Source organism: Rhizobium sp. SAFR-030, from assembly GCF_059415005.1.
Genome location: NZ_JBPFDO010000002.1, coordinates 78,466 through 97,235, shown reverse-complemented (window position 1 = coordinate 97,235; position 18,770 = coordinate 78,466). Strand labels below are relative to the sequence as shown.

At 58.2% G+C, this 18,770-nt stretch carries 17 protein-coding genes and 1 pseudogene; 15 read left to right on the top strand and 3 right to left on the bottom strand.

The window, feature by feature from the left end:
- Nucleotides 1-286 precede the first annotated feature (286 nt).
- Nucleotides 287-921 (bottom strand): annotated as a pseudogene (locus ACR65N_RS06225) (IS66 family transposase); the annotation flags it as partial.
- 1,000 nt (nucleotides 922-1,921) lie between these two features.
- On the opposite strand from ACR65N_RS06225, the gene rfbF reads away from it, so the two are divergent.
- The 15 genes from rfbF (at nucleotide 1,922) to ACR65N_RS06150 (ending at nucleotide 17,236) form a co-directional block, all read left to right on the top strand.
- A complete protein-coding gene (rfbF, locus tag ACR65N_RS06220; RefSeq protein WP_440456215.1) occupies nucleotides 1,922-2,689 on the top strand; it encodes a glucose-1-phosphate cytidylyltransferase in 768 nt (255 codons plus the stop codon).
- Nucleotides 2,686-3,768: a CDP-glucose 4,6-dehydratase gene (rfbG, locus tag ACR65N_RS06215; protein WP_440456214.1), complete on the top strand. Its 1,083-nt coding sequence runs from the start codon at nucleotides 2,686-2,688 to the stop codon at nucleotides 3,766-3,768. Before rfbF ends, rfbG begins: the two co-directional genes overlap by 4 nt.
- Nucleotides 3,769-3,771: 3 nt before the next feature.
- Complete coding sequence (locus tag ACR65N_RS06210) at nucleotides 3,772-4,569, top strand: aldolase/citrate lyase family protein (protein ID WP_440456213.1); 798 nt, start codon at nucleotides 3,772-3,774, stop codon at nucleotides 4,567-4,569.
- 64 nt (nucleotides 4,570-4,633) lie between these two features.
- A complete protein-coding gene (locus ACR65N_RS06205) occupies nucleotides 4,634-5,338 on the top strand; it encodes an SDR family oxidoreductase (protein ID WP_440456212.1) in 705 nt (234 codons plus the stop codon).
- Nucleotides 5,322-6,416 (top strand): 3-dehydroquinate synthase, encoded by a 1,095-nt coding sequence (locus tag ACR65N_RS06200; protein ID WP_440456211.1) that lies wholly within the window; start codon nucleotides 5,322-5,324, stop codon nucleotides 6,414-6,416. Before ACR65N_RS06205 ends, ACR65N_RS06200 begins: the two co-directional genes overlap by 17 nt.
- 391 nt (nucleotides 6,417-6,807) lie before the next feature.
- Entirely contained in the window at nucleotides 6,808-7,848 is a 1,041-nt protein-coding gene (locus ACR65N_RS06195; RefSeq protein ID WP_440456210.1) for an NAD-dependent epimerase/dehydratase family protein, read from the top strand.
- 1 nt (nucleotide 7,849) lies between these two features.
- Nucleotides 7,850-9,664, top strand: a complete 1,815-nt coding sequence (locus tag ACR65N_RS06190) for a thiamine pyrophosphate-binding protein (protein WP_440456209.1) — start codon at nucleotides 7,850-7,852, stop codon at nucleotides 9,662-9,664.
- A gap of 2 nt (nucleotides 9,665-9,666) precedes the next feature.
- A complete protein-coding gene (locus ACR65N_RS06185; RefSeq protein ID WP_440456208.1) occupies nucleotides 9,667-10,101 on the top strand; it encodes a GtrA family protein in 435 nt (144 codons plus the stop codon).
- A 186-nt stretch (nucleotides 10,102-10,287) separates the two neighbouring features.
- Entirely contained in the window at nucleotides 10,288-11,031 is a 744-nt protein-coding gene (locus ACR65N_RS06180; RefSeq protein WP_440456207.1) for a class I SAM-dependent methyltransferase, read from the top strand.
- A gap of 20 nt (nucleotides 11,032-11,051) precedes the next feature.
- Nucleotides 11,052-12,014, top strand: coding sequence for a glycosyltransferase family 2 protein (locus ACR65N_RS06175; protein ID WP_440456206.1), 963 nt, complete (start codon nucleotides 11,052-11,054; stop codon nucleotides 12,012-12,014).
- Complete coding sequence (locus ACR65N_RS06170) at nucleotides 12,007-13,314, top strand: hypothetical protein (RefSeq protein WP_440456205.1); 1,308 nt, start codon at nucleotides 12,007-12,009, stop codon at nucleotides 13,312-13,314. The genes ACR65N_RS06175 and ACR65N_RS06170 overlap by 8 nt, the downstream gene beginning before the upstream one ends.
- Nucleotides 13,311-14,102: a hypothetical protein gene (locus tag ACR65N_RS06165; RefSeq protein ID WP_440456204.1), complete on the top strand. Its 792-nt coding sequence runs from the start codon at nucleotides 13,311-13,313 to the stop codon at nucleotides 14,100-14,102. Before ACR65N_RS06170 ends, ACR65N_RS06165 begins: the two co-directional genes overlap by 4 nt.
- A gap of 14 nt (nucleotides 14,103-14,116) precedes the next feature.
- Nucleotides 14,117-15,421 carry an MATE family efflux transporter gene (locus ACR65N_RS06160; RefSeq protein WP_440456203.1) on the top strand — a complete coding sequence of 435 codons (1,305 nt, stop codon included), beginning with the start codon at nucleotides 14,117-14,119 and terminating at the stop codon, nucleotides 15,419-15,421.
- Nucleotides 15,418-16,452, top strand: a complete 1,035-nt coding sequence (locus ACR65N_RS06155) for a glycosyltransferase family 2 protein (RefSeq protein WP_440456202.1) — start codon at nucleotides 15,418-15,420, stop codon at nucleotides 16,450-16,452. The genes ACR65N_RS06160 and ACR65N_RS06155 overlap by 4 nt, the downstream gene beginning before the upstream one ends.
- 85 nt (nucleotides 16,453-16,537) lie before the next feature.
- The gene (locus ACR65N_RS06150) at nucleotides 16,538-17,236 is read left to right on the top strand and encodes a galactosyltransferase-related protein (RefSeq protein ID WP_440456201.1); all 699 of its coding nucleotides are present in this window, start codon (nucleotides 16,538-16,540) and stop codon (nucleotides 17,234-17,236) included.
- 326 nt (nucleotides 17,237-17,562) lie between these two features.
- On the opposite strand, the gene ACR65N_RS06145 is transcribed toward ACR65N_RS06150, so the two are convergent.
- Together ACR65N_RS06145 and ACR65N_RS06140 are read right to left on the bottom strand one after the other, a co-directional pair.
- Nucleotides 17,563-17,790 carry a dTDP-4-dehydrorhamnose 3,5-epimerase family protein gene (locus tag ACR65N_RS06145; protein WP_440456200.1) on the bottom strand — a complete coding sequence of 76 codons (228 nt, stop codon included), beginning with the start codon at nucleotides 17,788-17,790 and terminating at the stop codon, nucleotides 17,563-17,565.
- A gap of 29 nt (nucleotides 17,791-17,819) precedes the next feature.
- A complete protein-coding gene (locus ACR65N_RS06140; protein ID WP_440456778.1) occupies nucleotides 17,820-18,734 on the bottom strand; it encodes a sugar nucleotide-binding protein in 915 nt (304 codons plus the stop codon).
- Nucleotides 18,735-18,770 lie beyond the last annotated feature (36 nt).

Here is an 18,770-nt window from a genome sequence, read left to right as displayed (position 1 = left end):
ATGTCCTTCGAGCTGACTTGCCCACCATCGTAAGCAGTGTTGTGCCCCCAGATTCTGGTCGTTGACAGCCTTAGCATCCGCCCTCAGATTTTGCATCCGACTGATCAGTCGAGCTTGAGGCATATGTAGCGACATGGTGACGAGTTGATGAACTGAGGAGGGATCGAATTCAGGGAAACGCGCCCTTGCGATGCATTTGCTACGAGGCGGATTTCAAGGTAAGCTGAAATGCTTGAGCTATTTCAAAGGATCGCACACTTCCACGACCGCATCGTGCCGGCAGCCCTCACCGTCGGGAACTGCTATGTGATTCCCGATAACTCCACGGCATCGGCTCATCGATCCGGCTCTGCTTATGGCCGTTGCGAATGGCGGTAGGCTTGGCGGTCATGTAGGCCAGCGGATCGATAGCACTGAATTCGCGGGTCTCTAGGAGCGAGGCGATGGTCGCCTAGTTGCAGCCCAGTGTCGTGCGCGGCAAAGAGCACATTCTGGCGATTGAGGTCTACCGGACGGATGGTCGCTGGACACTGTTATCAATCTCGACGCGGCCGTCGTTCTGAAAGAGATCCAGTCAGTCCCAATGTTTAGCGATGTAGGCCAAATCCCTTGCCGTGTGAAGACTGGCAGCGACACCGGCAAGGTGATGGGCGAACCAAGTATCAGCGACCACTGGCGCTAATCGTTCCTGCAGTCCAGCAAGGTGGCTTCCCGGATCAAGGCCACGCAGTTCGGCCTCGGTTTGATACAGTTCATCAACCCGATTTACGCCGTACTCGGCAATCAGTATTGATCCATTGCGAGCGATCTCCACCAGCTTGCGACGAGCGTGTGCCCAGCAATAGCAATCCGAATGTCCGGGCCTATGCGGTCGGGTCCGAATAGCCTGTCGTATCCCGCATGACCATCGACCTCCAGGATCGGGTCGTACCAAGCGTCCCAGGATAATGGTGAGATCGGCATCGCCTATCCAAGGCTCTCCACATCCGCCGGATCGCGGCCGCAGGGCTGTCCGGCCGTCGTCGAGGCGATCAGCAACGCAGATCTCATCGTCTTCAACCCTGGGCAGCTTCTACACCAGCCTCCTGCCCCATCTCCGAATCGCAGCCGTCGCGAAGGCGCTCTCCACCGTCGACTGCCCGCAGGTTTGGATCTACAACATCCTTCAGTGCCGCGAGACGCTGGGGTCGATACTCGCGCGCAGATAGATGTCTGCGCAACAATGGAGCCGGAACAGACATACGAAACACCGGCTGCTGATGAACAAGGTGCTGTTTCCGCTCGAGAAGACACTTAGGTCGCTTCCATACCTGCAGGATGCCGCGAAGTCGGATGCGGGGGTATGCGGCTGTTGCGGGGAGTTCGAGACGCCTGGGAGCCGGACAGCATGATGGAGAGGCCGTGGCGGGTGCTGCTGGATTGGATCTTAGGGTAATTTCCGCCACGCATACGGCAAGGGGAAAGCCTTTGTGCCGAACCCGACTTGATGGATACTACCCACGTCCTATGTCGCCCGCAACACCACGCATTTCCAGCGAGGCATGACGGATTGCACGGGATTCTAACCTCTCCTGCTGGAAATCAAGGAGACTGTTCATCCGTCGCAATCCTGCAGTCCCCAGTTTAGCCTGACAGTGCTTTGAGACATCGCTTGCCGTGGCCGGCCAGCCGTGCTAGCGCCCCGGCCGACGGATCGATACCATGCGACCCTCGCGCGTGCATCATTTCAGAAACGGGAAAAAAGCTGTGATTATTCGAAGATAAGCCGGTGCACCACGCGAAAGCGTTGACTCGCACTTCGATGAAATATAGCAAGTTTCGAAGTTGAATCGGGACATCTTCGTGGTTCAGGGCACAACTTTTCGGAATTTAACGATCCGTATCGGATCGCCTTGGAAGATTATTGATGTCAGGTAATCGCATGCAAGCCGTGATTTTGGCGGGTGGACTTGGAACGAGAATATCCGAGGAATCCTCTCTGCGTCCAAAACCGATGATCGAGATCGGCGGGAGGCCGATACTCTGGCACATCATGAAAATATACTCGTCCTATGGACTGAATGATTTCATCGTGTGCTGCGGATACAAGGGCTATATGATCAAGGAGTATTTCGCGAACTACTTCCTGCATATGTCCGACGTGACGATCGATATGGAACACAACGTCGTGGAAGTTCACGCCAAGAAGGCCGAGCCTTGGCGCATCACGCTGGTTGATACCGGTGAATCCACCATGACGGGCGGTCGGCTTAAGCGGATAGCGCCCTACCTGACCGGCGACTTCTGCATGACATACGGTGACGGCGTCGGCTCCGTCGACATTGCCCGGCAGGTCGAGTTTCACAAGGCTCACGGCAAGCTCGCCACGATGACGGCAGTGCAGCCGCCCGGCCGTTTCGGTTCCCTGGACATAGACAATAACTCGGTGACGTCCTTCCTCGAGAAGCCTGTGGGGGATGGCGGCTGGATCAACGGCGGCTTCTTCGTGCTTTCGCCGAAGGCCATCGACCGGATCGCGGGAGACGAGACGACCTGGGAGCGCGAGCCCCTGGAAAGCCTTGCCAGGGACGGCGAGCTGCAGGCCTTTTTCCACAATGGGTTCTGGCAGCCGATGGATACGCTGCGCGACAAGAACCTGCTCGAGGAACTGTGGCAGGGCAAGAAGGCTCCCTGGAAAGTCTGGCAATGATAGATTTGGATTTTTGGCGCGGGAAACGCGTCTTCATGACGGGCCATACTGGCTTCAAGGGTAGCTGGCTCTCGCTCTGGCTGCAGGAACTCGGCGCCGATCTCACGGGCTTCTCGCTGGGGGCGCCCACGAACCCAAGCCTCTTCGAGACGACCGGTGTCGGCTTAGGAATGCGGTCGATCATCGGTGACATCCGCGATGCGAGGGCCGTTTCCGACGCAATGGCGCTCAGCGCGCCCGAAATCGTCATCCACATGGCTGCCCAGCCGCTCGTGCGCTATTCATACGACCATCCTGTAGAGACCTATTCGACGAACGTAATGGGGCTCGTGAACCTGTTCGAAGCCGTGCGGCAGACGCCGAGCATACGCGCCCTGGTCAACGTCACGACCGACAAATGCTATGAAAACCGCGAGTGGCATTGGGGATATCGCGAGCAGGAGGCCATGGGTGGCCATGACCCCTATTCCTCGAGCAAGGGATGCGCGGAACTCGTCACATCCGCTTACCGCCGGTCCTACTTCAGCGAAGGTGGCCGCGGCCAGTGGCCGGTTGCCCTCGGAAGCGCGCGCGCCGGCAACGTCATTGGCGGCGGCGATTGGGCTCTGGACCGTCTGATTCCTGATATAATGCGGTCGATCGCGGGCAACAGGACGGTCTTCATTCGCAACCCGCATGCGATCCGGCCGTGGCAGCATGTGCTCGAGCCGCTGTCCGGTTACCTCCTGCTAGCGGAGCGCCTTTACACCGACGGCGCTCCGTTTGCCGACGGCTGGAATTTCGGCCCGTCCGACGAGGATGCAAAGCCCGTTCAATGGGTTGTGGAACACCTGGCCGCGGCCTGGGGCAAAGATGCCTCATGGCAGCTCGACACCGTTCAAGGTCCACATGAAGCCACGTTTTTGAAGCTTGACTGTTCAAAGGCGCGGGCGGCGCTCGACTGGGCTCCGGCATGGCGCCTGGGCGAGGCACTCGACAGAATCGTCGAGTGGTATAGAGCATATGTCCAGGGCGAGGACATGCGGGCGACTACCATTTCGCAGATCAACCACTATCAACAAGCTCTCAGGGAGATTTGAGCCATGAACAATTGTGAACGGGAGATGCTTGACCTTTTGAAGTCGCTTCGCCAGGAATTCGGCGCGGTGTCGGTCAAGGCCGAATTCGAGGCGGAAGGGACCCGTACGGATGAACTGCTGCGCCTGATCGATCTTGCGCGCCGTGCGGACCTCAAGGTCGGCCTGAAGATCGGCGGCTGCGAAGCCGTGCGCGATCTGATCGAATCCAAGCAGTTCGGCGTCGAATACATCATCGCACCCATGGTTGAGACGCCCTACGCGCTGAAGAAGTTCATCGAAGCCAAGAACAAGGTCTACACGGAAGAGCAGAAGCAGGACACGAGCTTCCTCTTCAACATCGAGACCATCACCGCCTTCAACAACCTCGACGGCCTCGTCAAGACTGCCGCAATGGCGGACGGTGCACAGGGCGGCGTCTTCGGGCGCGTCGATTTTGCCGGCTCGAGCGACATGCCGCGCTCGGCCATCAACAGCTCCGGAATAACCGACTATGTTCTCAAGTCTGCCGAAGCCCTCAAGGCTGCCAATCTCGAGCTGGTTGTCGGCGGCGCCGTAGCCATCGAATCCCTGCCGGAACTGAAGCGCATATACGAAGTGCACCTGACGCGCTTCGAGACGCGCAAGGTGATTTTCCAGGGTGCAGCGCTCGACAATCCGAACATGGCGGAAGGTCTGGAAAAGACTGTCTACTTCGAGCTTCTCTGGCTCAAGAACAAGCGCGACTACTATGGCTCGATCCAGATCGAGGACGCGCCGCGCATCAAGATGCTGGAAGACCGCTGGTCCAACCTGGCCAAGTGATCGACACGGTTTCCGAAACAATGGCCCCGCCTAAAGGCGGGGTTTCTCATGGGGACAGGGTGGCGTGAGCTATACGATTGCGATATTTGGCGCGAGTGGTGCAGTCGGCCGGTCCCTTTGCCACTGGCATCTCGACAGAAAATGGACCGTCGTCGGCATCGCCCGCGATCCCGATGCGCAACGCGATCCACGAATCCACTGGATTAAATGGGACCCGTGCCAGGCGGGAATGCCGGCCGGCGGACTTGGCGACACGCCCATCGATGCGGTCATCTGGGCGCAAGGAATGAACGTCAACGACAATGCCCGCACTTTCGATGCGCAGCTTCACAGACGCGTCTATGACGCCAATGTCGTCTACATACTCGCGAGCCTCAGGACGCTTCTGGACGAAAATCTCCTGAGCCCGCATGCGCGCCTCGTGGTCATAAGCTCAATCTGGCAGAACATCGCACGGTCCAACAAGCTTTCATATGGCGTGACCAAGTCTGCGCTGCTCGGGCTGGTGCAATCCGTAAGCCTCGACCTTGGCGCCGAGGGCAAGCTGATCAACGCTGTCCTGCCGGGAGCGCTCGACACGCCGATGACCCGCGCAAACCTTTCGCCCGAGCAGATCGGACGCCTGGAGGGGATGACGCCTCTCGGATCGCTGCCGGCGCTGTCGGATGTCTGCAACCTTGCCGGCTTTCTCTGCTCACCCGACAACACCGGCATAACAGGCCAGTTCATCGCTGCCGACAGAGGTTTCTCGAATGCAAAAATCCTTTGATATCTCCTCGTCGGCGGGGCGCTACGGCGTCGAAGTGGGCACCGGGCTGCTGTCCAGGACACTGGCGGCCAATCCGGATGCCATAATCATCTGCGACAGAAACCTGTCGGGCTATCTGCCGGCTACCGCTGCCGAGCCGATCTATATCGATGCCGTTGAAAGCAACAAGTCGCTGGAGGCTGCGCCTTCGGTGATCGTCGCGCTGCGGCAGCGCAACGCCAACCGCAATACCCATCTGATCGTTATCGGCGGCGGCATCATTCAGGACATATCCACGCTCGCGGCCTCGATTTATATGCGCGGCATCAGTTGGACCTACCTTCCCTCGACGTTGCTCGGCATGGTAGATTCATGCATTGGCGGCAAGTCCTCGATCAATGTTGGCGGCTACAAGAATCTGGTCGGCAATTTTTTCCCGCCGAAAGAAATCCTCATCGATACCGCATTCATCCGGACGCTGGATGCAGAGATGGTGGTGGGCGGCCTCTATGAAGCGGCCAAGATCTGCTACGCGCGCAGTTTCGAGGATTTCCGCGATTACCTGGACACGAAGCCGAGCTACCCGCTGGACCCCGATGGCGCCGAAGCCGTCATCCTGAAGTCGCTTACCACCAAGAAGTGGTTTATCGAGGTGGACGAGTTCGACAACAAGGAGCGCCTGCTCCTGAATTTCGGCCATACGTTCGGCCATGCCATGGAAGCTGCGACGAATTTTGGTGTCTCACACGGCATCGCCGTGGGTGTGGGAATGCTGATCGCCATCAACTACGCCACCCGGCGCGGCGAGCTCGGTGCGGTTGGGATCGAGCGCACAGCGGCGCTGGCCGGGCATGTCAAGTCGAAGCTCGGGGACGGAAAGTTTTCTGTCGTGGTATCGCCTCCGACGATACCGATCGACGGCGTTCTCGAGAAATTCACCCATGACAAGAAGCATCGCACCGACGCCTATCGAGTTGTCATCCCGCGAGGGGACGGAGCGTTGGAACTCGTGCCGCAGCAGCGCAGCGACGAGGTGCACGCCGACATCCGATCCGCCTACGAGGAGACGATTGCGGATATCGGCTGGCAATTCGAGTAGTGCCGGCGCCGGGCTCGCGGTTTGTCTTTCAGACTGAAAACAATGCGAACCCTCGCTTATTGCCATGTGGACATATCGAGCTTTTCATTAACTTCGCAACGAACACGGTGGAAGAGGCGATTTCGACTTGCGCAAACGAGACAAAACAGCTTCTGGTCGTCTACGATAAGGCTCTGGCAACACCTTGTCCGACCGATGACCTCAGGCCGAGCCATTGTGCAGGCAGCGCGCTCAGATGAAATAAAATCTGACGAGCTTCAGGAACACACTTCTGCCGATGCTCCGGCCTGGCGGAGTGAAAGCGATCTGTTGTTTTACCGAAGAGATGAAAAGGGAGGGACGGCAAATTGACATATACAAGGCGTCGTCGTGCAATCAACGAGGTGAGGCGATGACTTGGTCCCTTGAGGACGATCTTCGGGAAATCCATGAGAAGACTGCGGACATATGGCCGAAGCTTCGCGGTGCGCGGCTTTTCATCACCGGCGGTACCGGTTTCATCGGCTGCTGGCTTCTCGAGTCCCTGCGATACGTCAATGAGCGCTACGACGCCGACATCGGGGCCACTGTGCTCACCCGCAATGCCTCAGCATTCGCGCAGAAGGCACCGCATCTTGCCGCCCACTCTTCCTTCACCTTCCTTGAAGGAGACGTGTCGAGCTTTGCCACGCCGGCGCAGGAATTCACCCACCTGATCCATGCGGCCACGGATGCCAGCGCCGACCTGAACGAAAACAACCCGCGGCAGATGTTCGACACGGTTGTCTCGGGAACGCGAAGGGCGCTCGACCTCGCCGTCGAAAAGGCCATTCCACGCACGCTCTTCCTGAGTTCGGGCGCCGTGTACGGCCAGCAGCCCTGGGAGATGACCCATGTGCGCGAAGACTGGACGGGATCGCCGGATTGCACCAACGCCCGCAATGCCTATGCGGAAGGAAAGCGCGCTGCCGAAATGCTCTGCGCAATCTATGCGAAGCAATTTGGCCTGAACATCGTGAACGCCCGCATCTTCGCGCTGCTGGGCCCCTACATATCTCTCGGCATCCACTTCGCTGCAGGGAATTTCATTCGCGACGCAATGGACCGCAAACCAATCGTCGTCAACGGCAATGGCCTGCCCTGCCGCTCCTACCTTTATGCGAGTGACCTGACCGTGTGGCTGTGGAAGCTGCTCGCGAGAGGGGCCGCCGGCAAGGCCTACAATGTCGGCTCGGATGAATCGATTTCGATTCGCGATCTGGCCGAGCGCGTGGCGACCGTCATAGGTACCGGCGAATTTTCCATCTTGGGCGCACCGGACACAGGCTGGAATCCCGGCCGTTATGTGCCGGATACCAGCCTTGCAAGCACCGAACTGGGCTTATATAAGTCCGTCTCATTAGAAGATGCCATAAGCCGCACGGCTTTATGGAATGGGTGGCAGAATGGCTAAGATGAAATTGTCGAATTGGGTTGCTGAATTCCTGGTGGCCCATGGCGTCAGGCATGCGTTCATGGTCACCGGCGGCGGTGCCATGCACCTTAACCATTCGATCGGCACCCACAAAGATATCGAATGCGTTTTCAACCACCACGAGCAGGCCTGCACGATGGGCGCCGAAGCCTATTACCGCCTCACCAACCGCCTGCCGGTCGTCAACGTCACCTCCGGACCAGGTGGTACGAACGCGATTACCGGCGTCTACGGCGCCTATGTCGATTCGATCGGCATGCTTGTCATCTCGGGTCAGGTCAAGATCGAGACGACCGTTCGCTATACGGGTCTGCCGCTGCGGCAGTATGGCGACCAGGAACTCGACATCGAGGAACTCGTCCGTCCGGTTACCAAGTATGTCCATATGGTGACGGATCCAAAGTCTATCCGCTATCACATGGAAAAGGCGGTCTACCTAGCGACCTCGGGTCGTCCGGGACCCTGCTGGCTCGACATTCCGCTCGACGTTCAGGCCGCACAGATCGAAGTCGACGACCTGCAGGGATTCGACCCGGCCGAACTGGACGAGCCCTGGAAGAAGACGGATCTGAGGAAGGCGGCGGTCGAAGTGCTCGATAAGCTGGCCCAGGCAAAGCGGCCGGTGATTTTCGCAGGCGGCGGCGTCCGCCTCAGCGGCGAGCACGAAGTCTTCATCCGCCTTGTCGAAAAGCTCGGCATTCCGGTCGTTACCGGATGGAATGCTCACGATGTGATCTGGAACGACCATCCGCTCTATACCGGTCGTCCGGGGACGATCGGCGATCGCGCCGGAAACTTCGTCGTGCAAAACTCCGACCTGCTTATCGTGCTGGGCAGCCGTCTCAACATCCGCCAAGTCAGCTACAACTGGAAGACCTTCGCACGTGAGGCCTACAAGATCTGGGTCGAGATCGACGAAAATGAGTTGAAGAAGCCCACAGTGACGCCGAACATGCCTATCCTGGCGAGCCTGACCGACTTCATACCCGTCCTGACCGCGGTCGCTGGCGAAAGAAACGCCGGACCTACGCAGGAGCAGACTGAATGGCTTGGCTGGTGCAAGGAAAGGCAGCGACGTTTTCCGGTGGTCAAGCCGGAATACTGGACTAACCAAGTGGTAAATCCCTATTGCTTCATGGAAAAGCTCTTCGAACAACTCGATGAGCATGAAATCGTTGTGACCGGCAACGGCAGCGCCTGCGTCACCAGCTTCCAGGCCGCGTATCTCAAGCAGGGCCAGCGGCTCTGGACCAATTCCGGCTGCGCCACGATGGGTTACGACCTGCCGGCGGCGATCGGCATCAACAAGGCGGCCGACGGGCAACGCGTGATCTGCCTTGCCGGCGACGGCTCCATCATGATGAACCTGCAGGAACTGCAAACGATCGCCGGCAACAACATTCCGGTCAAGATCTTCATTCTGAACAACAACGGATACGTCTCGATCTTCCAGACCCACCGCAATTTCTTCGGCGGCGTCGAAGTCGGCGGCGGACCGAAGAGCGGCGTCAGCTTCCCGGATTTCGAGGCCGTAGTCAAAGCTTTTGGTTTCCCCTTCATCCGCGCAACCCGCCACGACGACCTCGAGGATGCCATCAGGAAGACACTGGAAATCGACGGTCCCGCGGTCTGCGAGATCATGATCGACGAGCACCAGGCCTTCGCGCCGAAGCTCGGCGCCAAGCAGCATCCGGATGGCCGGATCACATCTCCGGCACTCGAGGATCTCTCACCATTCCTCAGCCGCGAAGAACTGAAGGACAACATGATCATTGATCTTCTAGAGGATCAGTAACCTTGGCCCTTGCAACCGCAGCGACCGACGCCATCCATTTCATGCGCCAGCATGACACTAAGCTGCGCTTCCTGGCCGCCGGCGGCCTGAATACGCTTTTCGGGCTGGCGACTTTTCCGGTCCTTATGTGGACGCTGACGAGCCTGGCAAAACACTACCTGTTGGTCTTGACCATCGCACAGGTCTTGAGCGTGTGCTTCTCGTTTCTGACCAGCAAATTTCTTGTGTTTAGAACAAGCGGAAACTATCTTGCCGAATTTGGAAAATTCATCACCTTCCATGCTGTCTACTTCCTCGCCAATCTTGCCGCTCTTCCTGTTATCGTAGAACTGCTTGGCGTACCGCCGATATGGGGCCAATTCGCATTTGCAGTGGCGGTTATTGTTACAAGCTATTTCTGGCATAGCCGAATTACGTTTCAACGCAGGAGTTCTTGAGAATTGACTAGGCAATTTCTTTCCCGTGGCTGCCCGGCTTGTGGCGCTCCTGCCGCGGCGGCAAGACCGGATGCTGCGTCGCATCCGACCGCGGAAGCGACCGAATACTCGGCTCTCATTCCCGTCTGGAACGGCTTCTTCAAGGACAAGGTATTCTTCTCCTACGGGCGGTGCGGCAAATGCGGAATGCTTTACGCCCCCGTATTTTTCACGCCTGAGCAACTGGAAGAGCTCTATGCTCAGATGCCGCCCAATATGGACGTGGTACCGATCGAGGCGTTGCGCAAAACGCAGCGTGGATACTTCCAGTCGTTGAAGAGTGTTTCCCCCCTGACGGGCGACTACATCGAGATTGGCCCCGACATCGGTCTGTTCACCGAGAACTGCGTTCGAGAGGGCCGGTTCGGCAAATACTGGCTATTCGAGCCCAACCGCGATATCGTCCCGGCTCTCACAGAGACGATGCAGGGCAAGCCGCACGAGATCATCCACGACATGTTCGGCTTTTCGCAGGTGCCGGACAAGGCAGCCGGCGCCGCCGTCATGGTACATGTGCTCGACCACCTGCTCGATCCTGTTGCAACGCTGCGTGAATTGCGCGAAAAGCTGATGCCGGGTGCACGGCTGGCAATCGTCACCCACGACGAATCCTCCATGCTGCGGCGCATCTTCGGGAAGCGCTGGCCGGCATTCTGCCTGCAGCACCCGGAAATCTACAATCCAGAATCGATGACGCAGTTGCTCGATACCGCAGGGTACGACGTCGTCCAATTGCGCAAAACCGTGAACCATTTCCCAGTTCAGTTCCTGCTGCGCCATCTGCTTTTCGCGCTGGGACTGAAGATCAAGTCGGTTCCTTCGTTTGGCGGGATAACCATCGGACTTAAGCTTGGCAACATGATCACGATCGCCACACCAAGGCCGAACTAAGAAAGCTTGAGGCATCCATCTTGGACAACGTTCAAATTCCGTCTGCCAGCGCTCGGCGCCTGATCAGCATTGTGACGCCCTGCTACAACGAGCAGGACAACGTCGACGAACTATATTTCCGTATCAAAGCTGCCATTGCGCCACTTGATTACGATTTCGAAATCATTTTTATCGACAATCACTCCACGGACGCAACGGTCGCGAAGCTTAAGTTACTTGCCAACGCCGACCCAACGGTAAAGGTGATCGTCAATACCCGCAACTTTGGGCATATTCGGTCGCCGTATTACGGGATCATCCAGTCACGCGGCGTGGCAACGGTCTACCTCGCGTCAGACCTGCAGGATCCGCCGGAACTCATCCCCGAGTTCGTCAGGCATTGGGAGGAAGGCTTCAAGCTCGTCCTCGCCGTCAAACCTGTCAGCCAGGGCTCTCCGTTGGTCCATGCCATGCGGAAGGCATACTACCGGACGCTGGACCGTATATCCGAGATCACGGTGCTCAACGACTCAACCGGCTTTGGCCTGTACGACAGGGATGTCCTCGACAAGGTCCGGGAAGTCAACGATCCCTATCCCTATCTCCGCGGCTTGATATCGGAACTCGGCTACGATGTAAAATCGATACCCTTCAACCAGCCGCGCCGGCTTCGCGGTATATCAAAGAACAATCTCTACACGCTCTACGACATCGCGATGCTTGGAATTGTCAGCCATTCCAAGCTGCCGATTCGTATCGCTGCGTTTATCGGCTTCCTGATGGGAACACTCAGCATACTCGCCGCAGTTATCTTCACGATTCTCAAGCTTGCATTCTGGTACTCTTATCCTATAGGTGTCGCACCGATGGTGATCGGCATATTCTTCCTGTTCGGGATGCAGTTCCTTTTTGTCGGCATTCTAGGTGAATACATCGGATCAATACACACTTACGTCCAGAGACGGCCTATCGTGGTCGAAAAGGAGAGGATCAACTTTGAATAGCGCCAACCGCATTTCGGTAACGCTTGTGTTGATCTTTCTGGCGACTGCCCAGGTACTAAGTCTGCTATATTACTACGGATATTTCTCCGTCCACGGCTACTTGCCGTCGCCTTTCGTATATGACAAATCCGATACATTCATGGATTTCTTTCACGTCTTGTATTGGAGTGCAGATTCGGGACGCTACTCTGTATGGGGCTCTGTCTACCCACCCTTGAATTTCCTGCTGATGAGGTTGGTCGGGCTGATCTCGTTGGGAAGCAACAGCTTCATGGACGGATTTGAAATCCGTGATTATTCATTCGCCCTTAGAATATTCGTAGTTGCTAGCTCCCTTTTCTTAGTGGCGTTGACCATGATATCTCGTCTCTGGAAGGATCTGACGGCTGCCGACAGAGTGGCTGTCTTTCTGTTCTATGCGCTCTCGGCGCCTCTTCTCTTCGCGACGGAAAGAGGCAATATAATCCTTCTCTGTCTTCCGCTACTTGCAGGCGTCATGGCTTCATGCGGCATCCGAAGGCTAATATTTATCGCAATTCTGATCAACCTTAAACCATATTTCGCACTTCTGTTATTGACTCCGCTAGTTGCGGGACGCTGGCAGGACTTCCTGTTCATAGCCATGTGCGCAGGTGTGATCTTCGTTGTCAGCGGCCTCTTGCTCGACCCCGACTTTCTTTATTTCCTCCCGAATATCCTAAGTTTTGGGCAAAATGATATGGTGTTCTCCGGGCGCGAAGTCTTGGCGCTACCCGCAACCATCGCGGCTTTCGCATATGCCTTAGCGGTAGCCGTCCGCGACGGAGCCTCCCTTGGACAGAGTGGGCTGGACCTAGCCGCTGTAAGCACGGTGATCAACAACGCCAATCTGGCGGCACTCGTAATGTCAATGGCTGCACTGCTCAGTGCTCGCAACCGGCTGCCGCAGACTCAGCTTTTCGCATTTCAGATAGTCATGATATGCAATCTTGGCGTCTGGGTCGGCGGCTATTCGCTGATCTTCTACCCGCTCATCGTCCCGTCACTGCTATATTTTCGACTTCGTTGGGTCTACATCGCTTCGATTATGATCCTTCTCTCGCCTCTGGATTTGGTTGTGCTCTGGCGTGACATACTGCCTGACAGGCCTGTCTACTCTACCGGAGCAATCGCGCCCATCGAGTACCAACTGACGCTGGGAACGCTTCTACGCCCACCATTGAATTTCATTCTTATCGTGTCAATCAGCCTGGAAATCCTCGTTCGGAGCTGGCTTCCCCGAGGATCAGGCGTTAATAGACAAGGGGCTATGGCAGTATGAGCCAGAAGATCAGACATCCTGGATTGGGCAACGTGATATTCCTAGCGCTATGCCTCATCGTCGGCGGCGCCATCGGTATGCTCATCTTCAAGCCCCTGCTTGGAAAGAACGAAGCAATAGGGGTGATCGAGATTGGATCGATCAGCACTGGCGATAATGTGGCGCCTTTTGAACAGGTCGCGTCCCTGACGACCCGCATCCCTGCGACAGAGTTTGCCGCAGCGGTTGCAAATCGGCTCTCTGATCCCGGCGCCGCGGAGCAGCTGCTCTCGTCGGTCTATGGTGGAGCCGGCGACCTGAGCGCGCGCGCGCTTCGCGATGCGAACAAAATCGAGATCAGGGTCCGACATGATTCCGAGAAGGTCGCAACGGAACGGCTCTCGGCCGCCATGGACGAAGTGATGGCTGAGCACGAGGCAATCGCTACCAACCTACTTGATTTCACCATAGAGCAACGCGGTCGCTACCAGGAGATGCTCGCCGGTGCCGAGGAGCTTGACCAGCAGATAGCTACCGAGATTAACTCGACCACGAGCCGCGGCGCGGATTTCGACGCGTTGCTAGCGGCCAGAAGCAAGATCGTCGAGCAGGTAGCGACGATCACCCAGACCCTCCTTCAACTGGATCAGTCGACGAAGAAGCCATATTTCAACCGAACTCAGACGCTGGCCGGACCATCGCCTTTGCGGCCTCTTGTCAGATCATCCTGGCAAACGGCGCTGCTGGGTGCGATCGCTGGCTTCGCCCTCGGTTTCATCGCTATTCAGATGAAGCGAGCCATTGTGTAGTCCTGAGGCTTTCCATGCAGCCTCTGTCTAGAGTGTCTCCGCTCGTCCTGATTCTGGCCCAAAGGATATGGCAGGGCGGTGCCGGCCTTGTCACCATCCTGCTTATCTCGCAGACCATGACCACAGATGAGCAAGGCTGGTACTACAGCTTCCTGAGCTTTGCGGCGCTCTACACTCTTTTCGACCTAGGTCTTTCGCTCGTTCTCGTTCAGGCTGCGGCACATGCCTCCATAACCTTGTCCTGGCTGCCCCGAGGGCGGATGGCTGGGGAAGGTTCTGAAAAGCTGGTCGGCCTCTTCGCCTCGGCAACCAGGCATTACATGTGGCTCGCCTGGAGCTTCGCGGTCGTCGTGCTACCCGTCGGCTGGTGGTTCTTCAGCATGTCCGGCGCCAATCCCGTCGCCTGGAAGACCGCCTGGATCGGGCTGACGCTGGTCACCTCTCTTTCGCTTCTACCATTGCCTATTCTGGCCCTGGTCGAAGGCAGCGGTGAGATCGCTACCGTCGCGGCCGTCCGGCTGACGCAAGCCTTGCTCGGCAGTGCAGCGACCTGGATCGTGCTCGTTGCCGGCGGAGGACTCTGGGCTACCTCCATGATGCCGCTCTCGGCGCTCGTCGTCAGCGCCTTCTGGGTGTTATCGGCGCGGCCTGGTATCGCCGAGGCCGTGATGCAACGACATCAGCGTATTGACTGGCGCACGGAAATCTGGCCCCATCAATGGCGCCTCGGCCTCAGCTGGCTCGCCGGCTATCTGCTGACCCAGACCCAGACTCTCGTGATCTTTGCGACCGGCGATGCGACCGCCGCGGGGCAGATGGGGTTGTCGCTGACGATCGCCAACATGCTGGGGCTGATTTCCCAGTCCTTCCTCGCCCGGCATGTGCCGGCCATGGCAAAGGCCGCTGCCCGCTGCGACTGGACGGAAATGGACCGGCTCTTCCGGCGTAGCTTCGCGCTTTTCTGCATCACCTTTCTGGCCCCTGCGCTCGTCATCATGGCAATCGTGCTGTTCCTGGGACAGACGCCTTATTCAGTCCGCATCCTTCCGCCGCTGGTATTATCCGGCCTGCTGGTCGCATTGTTCGCCGGTCAGATTCAGGGCGCTCTGGCCATGCAGCTCCGGTCCTATCGGAAGGAACCGCTCGTCTGGATCGGCATCGTCGGCGCCGCGGCAACGGCAATCGTCACCCTGCCCGTCGCCCGGCTCTACGGGCCGGCGGGCGTCGTCTCGACCATGCTTGCAATCCAGTTTCTCTTTGTCCTTCCCTGCTCGATCTATCTCTTTGTCCACTACAACAGGGTTTGGAGACGTCGATGACACTACCCCTCTTGTCTATCGCCATTCCCACTTACAACAGAGCACCCTATCTTGCGCTGACGCTGGCTCACCTGCGCTCGGACATGGCATCCCTGCCTGCCGGCTTGGTCGAAGTGATTGTGTCCGACAATGCGAGCGGTGATCACACCGCCGAAGTCGTTGCTGCCGCAATCGCCGGCGGCCTGCCTGTCCATGCGCTGAGAAATCCCAAGAATATCGGTTCGGATGCTAACATAGCGCAAGTGTTCAATCTCGCGCGCGGCCGGTATGTCCTCATACTCGGAGATGACGACGTTCTCACCGAAGGCACGTTGGGCTTCCTGGTTAACACATTGAAGAACGAGACCTACGGCGTGATTTGCCTCAAGCCCTACGGGTACAATAGCGATATCAAGGGCGAACACCCCGGCAAGGGCGGGGAGAATATCGTCTATAAGGATTCCGGCGACTTTCTTGCCTCGGTCGCGAGCTATGTCACGCTGATCTCGGCCTGCGTCATCAACAAGGCGCTCCTCGAAGAGGTCGATGCCCGGGCCTTCTGCGGTGGAAACCTCGTGCAGGTCCACCTAGTCATCAGGGCGGCTCTCGAGGCTCCAACGAACCTTTACCGCACCATCTATTCCGTCGCGTGCAAACGCAACAATTCGGGCGGCTACGATTTTGCACATGTCTTCGTGCAGGAACTCGGAGACATACTCGATCGATACCGGCCGGAAGGCATGACGGCCGGGAAGGTGCGCAAGTTCGAGACGCGGATGATGCTGGGCTTTTATCCCTACTATCTGCTTCGCCAGCGGCGTGACCGGTCCGGCGACCTGGCGACGACCTATCGGTATTTCACAGCGCGCTTCCACCGGCGCCTGCTGTTTTGGACTTGGCTGATGCCAATTATGAAACTGCCGCGCCTGGCATCCCTGGCCTGGGGTGGCGCCGCAGTCCTGATCGGACGTTTGGCAACGGGCGACTTTAGGCGTGGGCTTAAATTTCTGCTTGCAGCAATGGCGCAGCGGCTCTGGCGGCCCGGGACGTGATCGTATGCCGGTACGGGGTCCGACTGTTGAAGGGTAAAGAGACGGGATGATAACTGTATCGATCGTGAGCCACGGCCATGGAAGCATGGTCTCGTCGCTGGTGACGCAACTGCTTGATTTCCCAGAGATCGACAGGATCGTGCTTGTCCTGAACATTCCCGAAGTACTCGACCTGCCGCAGAGCAGCCGGATCGAAACGCTGTGGAACATGTCTCCCCGCGGTTTCGGCGCCAATCACAATTTCGCTTTCCGTCTGTGTGCATCGGACTGCTTCCTGGTTCTCAACCCCGATATCGTCTTCCTTAACGACCCCTTCCCGGCCCTCTTCGCGGCCTTGCAGAACAGCGGTGCGGCCGTGGTGGCGCCCTTGGTGACAACGGCGGACGGCACTGTCGAGGACAACGTTCGGCGGTTTCCTACCATTTCCGGTCTCCTGAGGAAGGCGTGGGGGCTCGATGACGGCAGCTATCGCCTGACGCCGGGTCAGGCAGACATCGAGCCCGATTGGATCGGCGGAATGTTCATGCTCTTCCGGGCGGACGATTTCCGTGAGATCGGCGGATTCGACGAAGCTTATTTTCTCTATTACGAAGATGTTGATATCTGTGCACGCCTCTGGCGGCAGGACAGGCGGATCGTGGCGTGCCCGGCCGAAAAGGTTATCCACAACGCGCAGCGGGCAAGTCACAGAAACTGGCGCTTTCGCCGCTGGCACCTGCAAAGCGCCTTGCGGTATCTGCTAAGGTACAGCTGGCGCCGACCGCGCCGCGCCGCGCCTGCCTGAGATCAGAGTCGGGAAAAGTGCTCGCCAGCCGACAGCGGCAGGCCGGTGGCATCCTTCTTCGATGTCAGCGGCGGCGCTTCGAGTGGCCAGCCGATCGCCAGCTTCCGATGGTTCCTGGCGATGCAGCGCTCGTTTTGGGGAAACAGTAGTCGGTTGGCTTGTACACGAACTTCGCGGTCTGCGAGAGCACCAGGATGCCATGGGCAACGCCGTTGCGACCAGAGCTCGCGGCTGTTCTCCGCCTAAAGCGTCTCCTCGACCGACCTGCCGAAAGTCGGGCGATGAGGGACGCAGGTCCACCGCCTGGTCAAACACCGCCCCCTGCATCACACGCTGACCAGTTTCCCTTCCGGCTGCCTGATATGGTGGTGGCGCCCACGAAGCGTATTCGTCGCGGACTCGAAATGATTGTCCTGCACGAAATCGGCCAGCCCGCCGCCCCCGGCATCGGGAGCCCAATGGTTGAAGCTTTCGAAGAAGAAGCTCCTGTGGTCTCCGAAGACCCGCCGCTCGATCAGCATGACGCACGGAATAGCCAGTCTCTGCACATTCATCAGATCGGCTCCTGGAGCAGTTTGAGCTGCTAGTTACCGTAACCTCTCTCTTGGGCAGAGGCTCGGCCAGCCTGCGGAGCTTGGCCGGGGTCGTTCCAGCGGCTTTCGATAGGCAACCTACTCCGGGCACGCGACATTGAGGCCTTGCCGCTTCTCGAGCGTGGAGATGAACTGACTGGCCTCGCGCAGTGAACAGTGCGTGCCCGTGTCGAGCCAGGCATCGTCCGCTCCATGATTTCGACGTTCAGCGTACCGTCATCGATATAAAGCCGGTTCAGGTCGACGCTCTCACGCTCGCCGAGCGACGACGGCGCCAAGTTTCGCAAGAATCCGATACCTGCCCGTCTTGCAAATATAGGTCCGTCACGAAATAGCGCAACTTGGGGCACCGACGGCTTTTCCTCCAGCGACGGAATCTTTCCGTCCTGGTCGAACTCGACGATGCCGTATCGGTCGGGTCCAAACGTCGCGGTATGCAGGCGTGTACCGGCCCTCCGGCAAGTATGCCGCCTTCTCGTGTCACGCAGCCTTTCCCCTTGAATATAGTTGATCAAACATCCGGTCCACATGCCTCGTCCAGTTAGCAAACAAGAGTCCCTCCGTGGAGGCAAGGTGCCGGTTTCGAAAACGGAGTTCGCCGGCCGGCGCGCCGGGAGTGGATAATCGCTGGTGCCGACCGCGCCGGCAAGCCCGAATTCCGCCCCACGCCGCTCGGCCTGCTCAACGACATGTCTTGCCAGGCCATGGCACATCGTTTCACCGGATGCGGTGAGATGATAGAGACCCGCGCACGGCACTGCGAGGTAAGCAGCGAGCGCCAGCGACGTCAAGTCTGCATCGATTTCGCTGAGGTCGGCGCCCGGGCTGATCGGCGACGACCCGAGCCGTTCGCGCTCGCCCGCCGCAAGCCGGCGAATTGTCCTGACGAAGTTGGAACCGGACAGGGGATAGACCTAGCTCGTCCGGCCACCAGCGCACTG